General features: G+C 34.1%; 13 protein-coding genes and 1 tRNA gene. 1 reads left to right on the forward strand and 13 read right to left on the reverse strand.

Annotated features, from left to right (window positions below; genetic code table 11):
• Positions 1-15: 15 nt before the first annotated feature.
• From PBV87_RS19860 to PBV87_RS19910, 11 genes are all read right to left on the reverse strand, one after another.
• Positions 16-531 carry a CarD family transcriptional regulator gene (locus PBV87_RS19860; RefSeq protein WP_082238831.1) on the reverse strand — a complete coding sequence of 172 codons (516 nt, stop codon included), beginning with the start codon at positions 529-531 and terminating at the stop codon, positions 16-18.
• A gap of 54 nt (positions 532-585) precedes the next feature.
• Positions 586-783: a cold-shock protein gene (locus PBV87_RS19865; protein ID WP_053985383.1), complete on the reverse strand. Its 198-nt coding sequence runs from the start codon at positions 781-783 to the stop codon at positions 586-588.
• A gap of 254 nt (positions 784-1037) precedes the next feature.
• Positions 1038-2597 (reverse strand): DEAD/DEAH box helicase, encoded by a 1560-nt coding sequence (locus PBV87_RS19870; RefSeq protein WP_242847687.1) that lies wholly within the window; start codon positions 2595-2597, stop codon positions 1038-1040.
• A gap of 449 nt (positions 2598-3046) precedes the next feature.
• Positions 3047-3262 (reverse strand): hypothetical protein, encoded by a 216-nt coding sequence (locus tag PBV87_RS19875; protein ID WP_053985385.1) that lies wholly within the window; start codon positions 3260-3262, stop codon positions 3047-3049.
• A gap of 1155 nt (positions 3263-4417) precedes the next feature.
• Positions 4418-5089: an orotate phosphoribosyltransferase gene (gene pyrE / locus PBV87_RS19880; protein ID WP_053985386.1), complete on the reverse strand. Its 672-nt coding sequence runs from the start codon at positions 5087-5089 to the stop codon at positions 4418-4420.
• A 78-nt stretch (positions 5090-5167) separates the two neighbouring features.
• The gene (locus PBV87_RS19885) at positions 5168-5710 is read right to left on the reverse strand and encodes a hypothetical protein (protein ID WP_053985387.1); all 543 of its coding nucleotides are present in this window, start codon (positions 5708-5710) and stop codon (positions 5168-5170) included.
• Between the two features lie 78 nt (positions 5711-5788).
• Positions 5789-6640, reverse strand: a complete 852-nt coding sequence (locus tag PBV87_RS19890) for an amidohydrolase family protein (protein WP_271013471.1) — start codon at positions 6638-6640, stop codon at positions 5789-5791.
• Positions 6641-6651: 11 nt separating this feature from the next.
• Positions 6652-7830, reverse strand: a complete 1179-nt coding sequence (locus PBV87_RS19895; protein WP_271013472.1) for a hypothetical protein — start codon at positions 7828-7830, stop codon at positions 6652-6654.
• A 13-nt stretch (positions 7831-7843) separates the two neighbouring features.
• Positions 7844-8617 (reverse strand): hypothetical protein, encoded by a 774-nt coding sequence (locus PBV87_RS19900; protein ID WP_271013473.1) that lies wholly within the window; start codon positions 8615-8617, stop codon positions 7844-7846.
• Positions 8605-9315: a hypothetical protein gene (locus PBV87_RS19905; protein ID WP_271013474.1), complete on the reverse strand. Its 711-nt coding sequence runs from the start codon at positions 9313-9315 to the stop codon at positions 8605-8607. The genes PBV87_RS19900 and PBV87_RS19905 overlap by 13 nt, the downstream gene beginning before the upstream one ends.
• On the reverse strand, positions 9312-9983 hold the full coding sequence (locus tag PBV87_RS19910) for an ATP-binding cassette domain-containing protein (RefSeq protein ID WP_053985392.1): 672 nt from the start codon (positions 9981-9983) through the stop codon (positions 9312-9314). The genes PBV87_RS19905 and PBV87_RS19910 overlap by 4 nt, the downstream gene beginning before the upstream one ends.
• 282 nt (positions 9984-10265) lie before the next feature.
• On the opposite strand from PBV87_RS19910, the gene PBV87_RS19915 reads away from it, so the two are divergent.
• Positions 10266-10338 (forward strand) — tRNA-Pro (locus tag PBV87_RS19915).
• A gap of 102 nt (positions 10339-10440) precedes the next feature.
• Here PBV87_RS19915 and PBV87_RS19920 read toward each other — a convergent pair.
• On the reverse strand, positions 10441-11775 hold the full coding sequence (locus PBV87_RS19920; protein ID WP_271013475.1) for a DUF4340 domain-containing protein: 1335 nt from the start codon (positions 11773-11775) through the stop codon (positions 10441-10443).
• Position 11776: 1 nt separating this feature from the next.
• Complete coding sequence (locus tag PBV87_RS19925; RefSeq protein ID WP_271013476.1) at positions 11777-13201, reverse strand: GldG family protein; 1425 nt, start codon at positions 13199-13201, stop codon at positions 11777-11779.
• Positions 13202-13209 lie beyond the last annotated feature (8 nt).

Here is a 13209-nt window from a genome sequence, read left to right on the forward strand (position 1 = left end):
CTTCTACCAAAATACTTATTCTATCTGAGATAATTCCAAAAGTTTATTTACACTATCTTCAGCTTGTTCTACAGAAATATTCTCTATAATTGATAACTCATCAAATAAAAGTTTTTTCGCTTGCCCTAGCATTGTTTTTTCCATACTATTAAGAGGTTTAATATTGTCTATACACATTAACTCTCTAACCACTTCACTACATCCTATAAAAGAACCTAAAGAAAGCTTTTCTTGATTTTCTTTACTCCTCTTCTTAATATCTGTAGAATAATTAAGTTCTATATCTTTTGTAGATAAAATAGCCTCTACTTTATCTACTTCTTTCCTATCACTTATTTTTCTAAAACGTGAGTTTTCAATTCTGTCAGTAGGAATCATCATAACCATGCTTGGATCTTTCATCTGTATGACTACATGTTCTTTTGATTCATTGAGTATAGTTTTTACTTCTATTGCTTCAATAACTCCACTACCTCTTAAAGGATAAAAAACAACTTCACCAATTTCAAACACCATTTCACCTCTATCCATTTGTCTTTATTATAAAAAAACAGATAGAACTAGCGTCCTATCTGTTTTACTAACTTATGCTCTTGTTACGTTTTCAGCTTGCTCTCCACGAGCACCTTTTACTACATCAAAGTTTACTTTTTGACCTTCTTCAAGAGTTTTGAATCCATCACCTTGAATTGCTGAGAAATGTACGAATACGTCATTTCCGTTTTCTGTTTGAATAAATCCGAAACCTTTTTCTGCGTTAAACCATTTAACTGTACCTGTCATTGTGGTACCTCCTATTATTTATGAATTTTTTGTATATGCATTAAACTAAAAAATCCACATGTAATTACAAATTATATAATTTCTATATAATCTCTAATTACATGTGAAATCTATAAATGTTTACTGTATATATTTATTATTATACATGATGTTTCTCTTATTTGCAAGAGGTATTTTAATTTTTTTACTTTTTAAAAGATATCTGGATAACTGGATATAAAAAAGAGGCTGTCTTAAACAGCCCCCCTATATACTTATCTACCTTTTCTTGAAGAGCCACCTTTTCTTTGTGCCACTTCTACATTGATCTTACGACCTTTGTATTTTTGTTTTGTAAGTACACCAAGGATTTCATCTTCACAACCATTTGGTACTTCGAAGAATGAGAATTTCTCCATAATGTCTACTCTTCTTACACCATTACGTGGTGTTGAAGTTTCTCTTGTAATCATTTTGATAAGGTCGATATCTTTTAATTTATCTTTTTTACCTAAGTTGATAAATAATCTTACATGATCACCAACTTGACCGGTATTACGGCTAGGTTGCATATCTTCTAATTTAATACGATCATCTGCACTCATTGTTTGGTTTTTCATAACCATTTTGAAAAGTGCTTCAATCATTTGCTCTTGCTCATATCCTTCTTCTACTAAACGATCTAAGCATTCTTTGTAGCGACGTGGCATTTTTGTACCCATCTCATCTTTGATTTGATCAATAAGTTTAGTAGCTTGTTGATCTTTAATTGCTTCGATTGTTGGAATCTCAGCTTGCTCGATCTTTGATTTTGTATAGTTTTGGATAAAACGTAATTTTGAGCGATCTTTTGGTGTACAAAGTGTGTATGAAAGACCTTGTCTCATCGCACGCCCTGTACGACCGATACGGTGTACGTAGTATTCCTCATCTGTTGGAATATCATAGTTGAATACAACATCAATATCATCTACGTCAATCCCTCTAGCCGCTACGTCTGTTGCAACAAGGATGTTTACTAAACCTTTTCTAAATTTAGCCATAACGCTATCTCTTTGAAGTTGTTTCATATCTCCATGAAGTGCTTCTGCTGAGAATCCTCTATGTTGAAGTGCTTCACATACTTCATCTACGCCACGTTTTGTGTTACAGAATACCACACCAAGTTTGAATGCAGTAACTTCCATCATACGGCTAAGAATTTCAATTTTATAACGTTCATTTACATCGATATAATATTGCTTAATGGTGTCTACTGTTACTGTTTTCTTAACAACGCTAATGCGTTCTACGTCTTTTTGGTACTCAGCTGCAATCTCTTGAATTGCTTTTGGTAAAGTTGCTGAGAAAAGGATGAATTGCTTTTCTTCTGGTGCGCTTTGAAGAATTGTATCAATATCTTCCCTAAAGCCCATGTTAAGCATTTCGTCTGCTTCATCTAGTGCAAGCATACGTAAGTCATCTAATTTAAGTGTACGTCTTCTTAAGTGGTCCATCACACGACCTGGTGTACCGATGATGATTTGTGGTTTTTTCTTAAGTGCCATAATTTGTCTGTCCATTGGTTGTCCACCATAAACAGCAAGTGTACGTACATTTTGTTTGTATTTACAAAGTAAACGGAACTCATTTGCAATTTGGTTTGCAAGCTCTCTTGTTGGACATAAGATTAAAGCTTGTACTTTATCACAATTTGCATCAATATTTTCAATGACTGGAATCCCAAAAGCACATGTTTTTCCCGTTCCTGTAGGTGCTTGAGCGATAACGTCTTTACCTGCCATAATTGGATCGATAGATTTCGCCTGAATAGGTGTCATCTCTTCAAATTTCATATCGCTAATTGCACTTTTAATCTCGTCTGATATATCTAGGTCTCTAAAATATTTTGTTTCTATAATCTATACCTCTACAATCTATTAATTTTGTTTTCATATTCGTTGTCTTTTTCTTAGCAAACTTCATGTTATCACAATTCATTTTAAATAACAAGTGTGAACCCAATTAAAAAAGTAGCTTAAAAATACGCTACTTTTCACACTATTTCATAGAGAACGTTTTTCTACCTACTTTTATATGGACTTAGACTCTATTAAAAACCATGTTTTTACCATTATTTTACACGTTATTGAAGTATAATTTTTAAGCTTTTAGGTTCAATTCACTCTTCAATTTAGTATAACATAAAGCACAAACATATTTTTATATGTAGTATACCAATGCATTTTTATAAAAAAAGACATCTACTTTTAAGTAAATGTCTTCCCCCTATGTATACTTGATTTTATACTAAAGAAATATCTTTTCCATCAGCAAATTGTCTTAATGTATCAGTAACAAAATGACTAAACTCACCTTGCATTCTATTTGCTTCTTTAAAATCCTTAATATTAATTGTATTCATCACAACTCCATAACTATAGAAAACCAGTCTTACATCGTTTTCACATATAATACCTGTACAATCATATGCTCCTTTTGCATTGTGCACTTTGACCACTCTCATTCACCTCCCACTTACATAACCGTATCATATTTCAAATATGAAATAAACTATACAGCTATATATTTGGAAGTTACTTACAGATACTCACGAATTAGTAAAATAAATATTTGTTTAAGTGAGGGGGTGCTTATATTTAGTCTACTTACGTGAGTTGGCTAGGTGGATTCTCCTCCACCTGCTACACTCCGCTTTCAGAGAAATGTAACTCATTCAAAAATAATAACGGTGTGAACTCGCTACGCTCAAACAGCACACCTAAAATCATTATTTTTTTATTTCGAACATTTCTTATCTGAAAGCTACGTAGGCAGATTCCGGAGAACGCACCTAGCCAGCTCACTGAATCAAGTTTACGAATATGCCTCCCTCACTTTGTGGACTGCGCCGGCGGAGAGATTACTAAACTGCATGTAGCTTATATTCTAAGTCCATCCTCGAAAAAAGCTCCATGGAGGTCACCCACGCATCACCGCCCTCTTCTACTCAGTTAGGTAAGTTTTCACTTCTAGTGACACGCCCTGGAGAGGAAAGAAGAGAAAACATCTCTTCTTTGGAAAGAAAACTTCCAAGTATTTGATAAGGTTTCTTTCTAGTTTGTTCCTGAGCTCAACCTATCCTAAAAGGTGAGCGTTAGCAAAGCTACTGTGAAGCCTTGCATGTCTCAATATCTTTTGTTACTGAGTTAAGTAAGATACACTTTGTAGAATTAATAGTACTTTTGATCTAAACTCGGAAATGATTAGGCACTTTCACATGAAGGATGTTTAGAAAATGGATTATGTAGTTTAGCTGTCTCTCTACCGGAAGGGTCTATAATGTGATGGGCTGTAAGGTGAGTTATTGTATGGAAACTTTCTCCGCAGACTTTTTAGAGAGGCTTAGAGAATGGAATCAAACTGGTTTTAGGGAAATGTCTGAAGAAAAGTGCACTTCTTTTCTGAGTTTTGACCGTTAGTTTAATGGAATGAACTTAGCCTCTCTTAAAAGGCGAGGACTAGAAGTTGGAATACAATAAGCTTGCTTACATGCCCTCACACTTAACCAAATATTTATTTTAGTTGCTGTTTCTTCCTTACTATAGTATTTCTATAGAACAAAAAAAGACTTTTATAAAAGCTTAGCTTCTATAAAAGTCTTTCAAATCATTAATTATTTTACGCAGTATTCAGCAAGGTATGCTTCCATACGTGCACGCATCTCATCATCGATTACAACTTTTCCATCAATTTCTACGTTGTGAAGTGTTTCAATGATTTCTCTTACTGTTACAATTGGGTATGTTTTAATACCAAATTCTTCTTCAATCTCTTGAATTGCTGTACGATTAGATTGTCCTCTTTCCATACGGTCAACAGAGATGATTAATCCTGCAAGTTCTACATTTGCCGCTGCTTTTAAGATTGGGAAACATTCACGAATAGCTGTCCCTGCTGTAATAACATCTTCAATAATAAGTACTTTGTCACCATCTTGAAGTTTGTACCCTACCATTGTACCACCTTCACCATGGTCTTTTGCTTCTTTACGGTTGAAGCAGTAGTTTACGTCTTTATTATGTTCGTTATTAAGGGCAATTGCTGTTGCTACAGATAATGGAATACCTTTATAAGCTGGTCCAAAAAGTGCATTCACATCTTCTTTAATATTTTCTTGGATACATTTTGCATAAAACTCACCAAGTTTTGCAGCTTGGTAACCTGTTTTATAGTTTCCTGTGTTTACAAAGTAAGGTGTTTTACGTCCACTTTTTGTTGTAAAATCTCCAAAAGTAAGTACTCCAGAACGTACCATAAATTCAATAAATTCTTTTTTGTAACTCATCTATGTTGCCTCCGCTCTTAAATAGGTTTGTCCTACTTATCATAGCATGAAATATTAGCTTTTACTACAAAAAATTCCTTAGCCCATATGATACTGCCATATTTTTTTACAACTATAGGCAGCATAAAGTTCTTGTAAATCTGATATAAAAATTTCTTGTCCTGCTTGCAACAATGTTCCTAACTTTTCAAAAACAATATACATATTCCATTCGGTATAAGGAATTGTATTAAACAGGGTGTGGTATAAAATAGAATGCATAATTGCTTCTTCTACATCATTATAAAAAATATAAGTCAAATAGGCTACTTCATATTCATCTAAAGTCATCTCTAGGTGGGTTTCTATAAAATGAAGTAACGCTTTTAAATGAATGACTTTTTCTTCATCTTCACGCTTAAATGGCATTTTACTATTATTAGTAAAAATCAATGCCTGTCTTTCATATAAGACTTTATCTATCTCCTCTTCCATGTAACTCATTAAATAGCTACTTGCAACCTGTAAAACTTCTTCGTGTTCAAATGCAAAAGGATTATTTTGCGGTGTTGGCTCACTAAAAAATTCTGTCTTCCATTCAATAAACTGCTTTTGCCAAAATCCAAGTACTTCTTTAAGCATATTTGGACGCCCCCTAAAAAAAATATTACACATATATTACATATTAAACGCATGTATAATATTCCACAAGAGTTTTTCCTATTTTTTCCATTTTAATATGCCACATTTTTCAAATAATTTTTGTGCATTTTGTCCCATCACCTGTTCTTTCTCTTCTTTTGTCAAATCAGCAAGACTAGGCTCATATCGTGAGATTGGCAAAAGTGGATAATCTGTTCCAAAAAAGACTTTTTCTAATACTCCTATTTCTCTTATGACTTTATAGATAGCTCTATCATATAAAAATACACCTGCTGCTGTATCATAATACACATTTTTAAAGGCTTCTTTAAGTTCTTTCATGAGTTCATAAAAGATTAAACCACCTCCAAAATGCGCAAGAATAATAGGAATTTCTTGATGATGTCTAATAAAGTTCTCAATACTCTTAAGTGCTATACTTGTTTTGCCTGCATAATCATGTCCTACAAGTTCATTAGCATGTAACAAAATAGGGAGCTGATACGCTATAGCAGCTTCCTTAAGCTCTGTCTTATGGAGATTTTCAAGATCCATATGTTGGCCTTGTGGAAATAGTTCACCAATTCCTCTAAGACCACCTTTGTAACAACGCTCAATTTCCTGATTCATATCCTTATGCCCTGCTCTAAACGTCATAAACCCTATTAATTCTTCTGGATACTTTTTGACCATTTCCATTGTATAATCATTCACATACCTGCAAAGGCCCATATCTTGAAATGAGAACCCAAACACTACACCTTTATCAAACTGATGACTTTGCAAATGTTCAACTACTTGTTCTGCTGTTGCAAACTTATTATGTGGTGTTTCTGAAAGTAATTTGAAGTAGGGTTCTTTTTCAGCTATTTTTTTCCAATCACGAATAAGTTCAGGCGGAGTAATATGAATATGGGTATCTATTTTCATTAATTTTCTCCTTAATTTTGTGGTACTACTATTTCACTTGATGTTGGACCACTTGTCTCAGATGTACTTGTACTAGGCGTACTTATTTCAGGAATTGGAACTTGTTCTGTCGTTTCATTACCTGCTCCTTCTTGTCCAGTGCCTTCATCCTTTGTTGGTGGTGTATCTGGTATAATAGTCCCACTATTTTGTTCTAATTCTGGCTTTGGAGGTAAGATGCTATAGGGATTCTCTATCACCTTCATAACTTCTTCTGGTGTAATAAGGAAACTTGCATCAATACCTTCAATATAGATTTTATTCGTCTTTTCTTTTAAGGTAAAGCCTTGATTTAAAACTTCTTTAAAACCAGGTAACAGGCTTTCATTCATTTGCTTTAACAAAATAGGCAGTATAAGCGCTTTATTTGTAGTTTCTTCAACCATAGCATATGTATCTTCACCTTTTTGTAAGGTATCAATATAGGTAGTGAAGAAGGCATTCCCGCTTTCATAAATTGCCGTAAATTCTTCTCCCTTTTCGCCTACATTTTTAAAGTTTTCACTAAAGTTTTTAGCCAGTTCTGTTGCCTTTTCACGCATGGTAACAAAGGTCTGTCTATTAAGGCTTTTCAAATCTTTGAGCAACCCAAAACCATCTTGTATACTTGCAATAATTTGATCTTCCATATCACTTGCTAACTTTTTGCGTTCATAACGCGTAGGATCTGTTTCATTTTGGTAATACTCATACCCAAAAAGGAAATAATGCTCCACTAAGTACTCACCAATTATGTTCATATCTTCTACTGTTAGCGTCGCTAATGTAGCCATATCAACTTGACTATTGGTTGCAGCATCTTCTACCTCCTCTTCAGCTACTATCGGCTCTTCTGTTTCAGCTTTAATCTCTTCTTGTACTACTTCTTTTACAGGTTCCTTTTTTTTAGGTTTTTCTTCTTTAGGTGGAAGAGGTGGTTTAATCTTCACTTCCTCTACTTTAATCTCTTCTTGAGCTTCTTCTTGTGCTTTGGCAATTTCTTTTTCTGCTTCTTTAAACATTTCTTTGACTTGTTGTGCAATCAATGCATCTGCAATCGTCTTTTCTCTCTTATTGACTTCAATAACCATATCATTAATGATTTCACTTGCAGTATTTAAGGAGCAGGTTGCAACGATACACATAACAATTAATTTAATTAAATTTCTCATTTTGTCCTCCTCCTTAAATTTTACTCTCTAATTTAAAGTCTTTTTGATAAGTATGCCATAGGCCAAGTACACCAATAAAGAATGCGCCTACAAACAGCATACCATTACGCCACATAAAAGCTTCAAAGCTTAACTGACTTGTAAGTTTCATACCATATACAAAGGCTACACTAATTAAAATGCCTAAAACAAGAGAAATAAAGAATGCATACGCTTCCTTATTGGTAATCATGGAGAAGAACATACTCATCATTCCTGCAACTACATATAAAAAGAATACTGATATCAATGACATCCCTATTGTTTCAATAGGCCCATAGAAAAAGTTCTTTGCACTTTGTCCAAGCATTACTTGAACATGTAGGAAATCTGAACTCCAGCTTGTACTATATGGGAATACTTGATTACATATTAAAAAGTTCATTCCAAATAAACAGATGAAAAAGACAATCGTATAGAAGAGCAAGGTTAACCATTTACACAAATACCATTTTCCACGACTTTTACACTTAATCACTTCTAACGCCCCAAAGTTATCGTCAAACATCAAGCCACACATTAAAAACAAATACAAAGGTAAGTAGATATACACCACACTCATCGTATCATTAAGAATAAGATAAGTTGTCTCTAATGATGAAAAAGTAATGGCCGTCATATCAGATAACTGAATATACTTTGCCACGCTGACAACAGCTACAAAGCTAAAAGCCACTAAAGTGAGGCACCATCTGACTACGTTGAAACTTTCTGAGATATTATAGCGCAACATTTTCACTGTAACCATTTTGCCACACCCTTTCTATATAAGCTTCCAGCTAAAATCACCATACATGATACTGCAAAAGTAATCCCTAATTGCATCATAAGTAACTGTCCCTCTACAACACTTGGCATAATCCATGGAGAGAAAGCAAGTGGTGGGAAATACTTTTCTAAATTTAAATAAGGGAACGCATAAATAAAGAGTAAATATAATACTTGAGGTGTAATCAGTGGAATATAACGTTTTTGATTCACAAAAGTTAAACTATAAGCAAGTGATCCATAAACTACCCCAAAAACAAAGTTTAATACTACAACCTCGCCAATCATTTTATATGAGTCATAACTTGAAAAACTTCTACAAGCTACCATTAGCAATAAACTTGGAATAAGTAAAGTAATCCCTGATATTAGATTGTTTACCCACCATCTTTTCAAGGTATAATCTCTTCCCTGATTACGTAGCATAAGAAGTTTCTTGTAACCACAATCCTCTTCTAACATGGTCATATTAGAATAGGGTAATGCTGCTAAAAGTGGTGCAATAAAAGGTACGATTAGTGAATGACTTGCTTTAAATGCTTCTGTAGCTGTGTAGGTCTCATTTTGTAAAATATATACCACTAAGCTTCCTAACATTCCTAAACAGCCTAATACTAGTGCAAACAAAAAACTCCGCTCAGCTAATCCTCTCTTAAAATCTGTTAGCATCCATCTCATACAACCACCTCTTCTTGAGATTGTTTGCTACGTTTAACAGTTCCTTTAGAGATTTCAAATAAATCATCACATAGAACTTGAATATCTTCTTTATTGTGGCTTGCTAAAAGAATTGTTACATTCTTTTCTTTCTTCAAATTAGTAAAAAATACTCGCATTTTCTTTACACTCTCTTCATCTAAGCCATTCATAGGCTCGTCCAATATAAGGAGCTCTGGACTATTCATAATGGCTTGAGCTATCCCTAGCTTTTGTCGCATTCCTAAAGAATAAGTGCGTACTGGCTTTTTGTTTTTTGGATCAAGCCCTACAAGTTCCATGCTTTTTTCTAAAGTTTCGATAGATGCCGGTGAGCTAGAAAGTCCATTTAAAATCTTTAAATTTTTCATACCTGAATAATGAGGAATAAAACCTGGTGTTTCAATCAGTACACCAATTGACTTTGGAAATTGCTTCGCATGTGTCATGTTTTGATTTTCTAAGAAGATTTCACCTGATGTAGGACGCATAAGTCCTGATATAAGTTTAAATATAACTGTCTTTCCGGAACCATTACGTCCCACAAATCCATAGATTTTTCCTTTTTCTAGTTCAAAACTTACGTCATTTAAAACTTGTTCTGATTTGAAAGATTTATTTACTTGGTTAAATTTAATATAGTGCGCCATAAATTGCCTCCTTTGGTATACTATGTGCCTCCTTAATTTTACTCTTTACATATGAATATATAATAGAGATTGTATTAATATTTTATAACAGTTTTAATATCACATTTCACAATATTTTTATATTTTTCTTGTTTAATTTATTGCTATTTTTTAAATTAAATCATAATTTCAAACTTCATTATTGAATTATTCTGCCAAATATGTTAATATACATTTCAAAGGGAAAGATGCCTACCCAGTATCTACTCTCATATAAAAATGCCAACCCCCGCACCACTATTTCGGAATGTGGCCCAGGTGGTAGGGCGCCCGTCTGGGGGGCGGGAGGTCGCCAGTTCAAGTCTGGTCATTCCGATTCCAAAAAAGGAAACCGTATCAATAACGGTTTCCTTTTTTATTTACACTCTTATACAAAAAAGACATTGCTTCTTAAGCAATGCCTTTCATCTTTCTACTTTTAAGACTCTCCACTTTCATTAAGTGCACGACAAGAACTTATAAGCCCAGTCAGACTCCATTCACTGGTTGTATAACTACATTTCCCATCTAATACCATATAAAGTTCACCATCTCCTGTTGGAATAAGTTCTAATTGGCTTTGTGTTCCATCTATATAATCTATTGTGATTGTAGCAACTTTTGGGAATGCAAATGTCTCTACCACTCCAACGGATGTAGGGCTCATTTCTAATACACTTCCTACAATGCGATCAAAGTTTTCTTGCTCTAACTGTTCACCAAGTTCAATCACAAATTTTTCATCTTCTGCTTCTATTTGAAGCTTTTTAACATCTTCTACTTTTGTATCCAAGAATATACTTTGCATTAATGTCTCTGGAGTAATCTCTAACCAATTCAAAGAAGTCTTCATCACTTTATAAATAATACTCGTCTGACCATTCATCATATAGAAATCATCACCTTGTCTTGCTACTGTAAGGGTATCTGACTTTCCTTGTGTTGTTGTGTAAGAAAGAGTAGAAATCGGTCTTTCAAATCCATAACCGGCTTGTTCCTCCTCTGTGGCATCTACAACAGCAATCTCACTTGCTGTAAGCCCCCACAAGCTATCTGCCCAGCTTGTCACATTATATGTGTCTAAGCTTGCTTTAAGAGGTGTTTGCATATCATAAGCCGCTAAAACCGTGATTTCTTCATCTTTCTTTTCTTCTGGTCTATATAAAAGTTCTATCTGCTCCTGCTCTTCATTTTGTAATGTAAGTGTTTCAAACTGCTCACCTGAATCCTGCCCGGGTACAATTTGTTTATCTACAAAATCATAGCGTGTATGTTCTAGATTGTTAGCTACTGCCCTTTCCACAATATAAACCTGATTATTAAAAAGTGCGTAGTATCCTATACTAGAAGGCGCTTCATTACCAATCTTTATCTCATAGATTGTATCATCATTTGTAATCATTTGAAGTTGTAACCATGGATTAGATAATCCATATTGTTCAAGTCCTGCTCCTTCATCTAATTCTAACTTTTGCTTCGCATCTATGTTCATACACTGACTTGTAAATTGACTATATATACTTTCAAGTCGTGGTGCATCTTCTAGTCCTTTTACTTGAAGTACTTCACCACTACGTAAGAATTCAATCTCCTCACCTAAACTTGTTAACTTTATACTTTTTATCTCTTCTTCTGCTACTTCCCACACACTCTCACTTGTTGTTTCAGCTGCTACTTCTTCAGTAGGCTCTATATTCCATACCACAACGCCACCTATAACTAATGCCATAAGTGCTACAAGTGCAATCACTAAACCTTTTATTTGCTTACTCATCTTACTGCCTCCTTTTTCTTCTCACCCATACAGTAAGCCCTACAGCAAGTACTACAACTGGTATAACAATAACAAGTAATACGGTATACATTAATAGACTTCCTTGATTCAATGTAAATGACCCACCACCTAATACTTTTGGTGCAATATTAAAGACATTCTCTCTCTGTGCTAAGGTGTTAAAGCAAGAAAGCATGTATTCCATATTCATTAGTGAACTACTATTTAAGAAATCAGCATAAGTCAACATATCTGACCCAAAAACAATTAATTTAGCCTGGATATCATCTTTAGTATAAACAGACTGTGCTGCTACTGTAATAGGCCCACTTAATACGATGTCTTCTATTTTTTGTACATTTTCATCTACCAACCCTGATGTCTCAGAATAGCTAAGTACTTCACTTGTTGTATAGCCCATATTTGTACTAAAAAGTAACTCAACCGGACGTGAGAATGGGAAAGCAATTGGTAAATCTGTACGCGCCATATGCTCGGTGTAACTTAAATCTTTAATATCTGCTACGCCATAGAATGCATTATTACTGATGAGTTTATTTGAATTTGTTTCTGCAACTAATCCATTTCCAACACCAATTCCCCATGTGGCAAGCCATTCTTCAAGAACCGGTAAATCTGATTGTTCTGAAGATGCAAAATACATGATAACAGGTGTAGATTCTGTATCTTGTCTCATGAATTGATTTAGTTTAACTATATCTTCTTCCGTATAATCCCTTAACGGTGCTACAGATACAATTATATCTGTATCTTCTGGTACATCTTCTGTTTGTAGCATGATTTGTTTCACTTCAAAGCCGTTCTTTTCAAGAATACTTTCAAAGTTACTATCTTCACTTTCTTCATGCCCTGTTAAGAAAGTAACCACTGGCTTATCCTCTGTTACTACATTCATAATAGCTCCAGTCATAGCATTTTCTGCATTAGAAGAGGTAATACTCGCACCATACCAAGATTGCTGAACGTTAAATATATCATAAACTGTAAGCTTTTCTGTATTTTCTCCACTTGAGACAACAATATCATTTACATCTACATCCAGGTTTCCATATTGAGAAGCCCATGTAGGATTTGTTACTAAGTCTACAAATTTCAAGGTAATGTTACTATTATACTTTTCGTACTGCTCAATAACCGACATTGCTTGTTCAAAATACTCTCCACCACTAGCAAAGCTATTTCGGCTATTCATCACTGTAATTTCTATTTCATTTTCTAATTTAGAGATATAATCAATAGATTCTTGACTAAGTTGAAAGGCTTTATTCGAAGTCAGATCAATTGTTATTGGATATTTTTCTGTTAACACATAGGCAACGATATTCGTTACAACTAAACATAGGATTACAACTATAGTAATCGCTGTACTTACAAGACCTGTCTTTTTTTGTGCTGTTAATTTCATCATCTTTC

Origin of the sequence: Holtiella tumoricola (assembly GCF_027857615.1) — a bacterium.
In the GTDB taxonomy this organism is placed as follows: Bacteria; Bacillota; Clostridia; order Lachnospirales; family Cellulosilyticaceae; genus Holtiella; species Holtiella tumoricola.

What these genes read in the sequence shown, in the direction of transcription:
- PBV87_RS19865 (WP_053985383.1), bottom strand. Translation starts at nt 783, where the DNA reads ATGACAGGTACAGTTAAATGGTTTAACGCAGAAAAAGGTTTCGGATTT.
- PBV87_RS19900 (WP_271013473.1), bottom strand. Translation starts at nt 8,617, where the DNA reads ATGGTTACAGTGAAAATGTTGCGCTATAATATCTCAGAAAGTTTCAAC.
- PBV87_RS19885 (WP_053985387.1), bottom strand. Translation starts at nt 5,710, where the DNA reads ATGCTTAAAGAAGTACTTGGATTTTGGCAAAAGCAGTTTATTGAATGG.
- PBV87_RS19925 (WP_271013476.1), bottom strand. Translation starts at nt 13,201, where the DNA reads ATGAAATTAACAGCACAAAAAAAGACAGGTCTTGTAAGTACAGCGATT.
- PBV87_RS19870 (WP_242847687.1), bottom strand. Translation starts at nt 2,597, where the DNA reads ATGAAATTTGAAGAGATGACACCTATTCAGGCGAAATCTATCGATCCA.
- PBV87_RS19905 (WP_271013474.1), bottom strand. Translation starts at nt 9,315, where the DNA reads ATGAGATGGATGCTAACAGATTTTAAGAGAGGATTAGCTGAGCGGAGT.
- PBV87_RS19910 (WP_053985392.1), bottom strand. Translation starts at nt 9,983, where the DNA reads ATGGCGCACTATATTAAATTTAACCAAGTAAATAAATCTTTCAAATCA.
- PBV87_RS19860 (WP_082238831.1), bottom strand. Translation starts at nt 531, where the DNA reads ATGGATAGAGGTGAAATGGTGTTTGAAATTGGTGAAGTTGTTTTTTAT.
- PBV87_RS19920 (WP_271013475.1), bottom strand. Translation starts at nt 11,775, where the DNA reads ATGAGTAAGCAAATAAAAGGTTTAGTGATTGCACTTGTAGCACTTATG.
- pyrE (WP_053985386.1), bottom strand. Translation starts at nt 5,089, where the DNA reads ATGAGTTACAAAAAAGAATTTATTGAATTTATGGTACGTTCTGGAGTA.
- PBV87_RS19895 (WP_271013472.1), bottom strand. Translation starts at nt 7,830, where the DNA reads ATGAGAAATTTAATTAAATTAATTGTTATGTGTATCGTTGCAACCTGC.
- PBV87_RS19890 (WP_271013471.1), bottom strand. Translation starts at nt 6,640, where the DNA reads ATGAAAATAGATACCCATATTCATATTACTCCGCCTGAACTTATTCGT.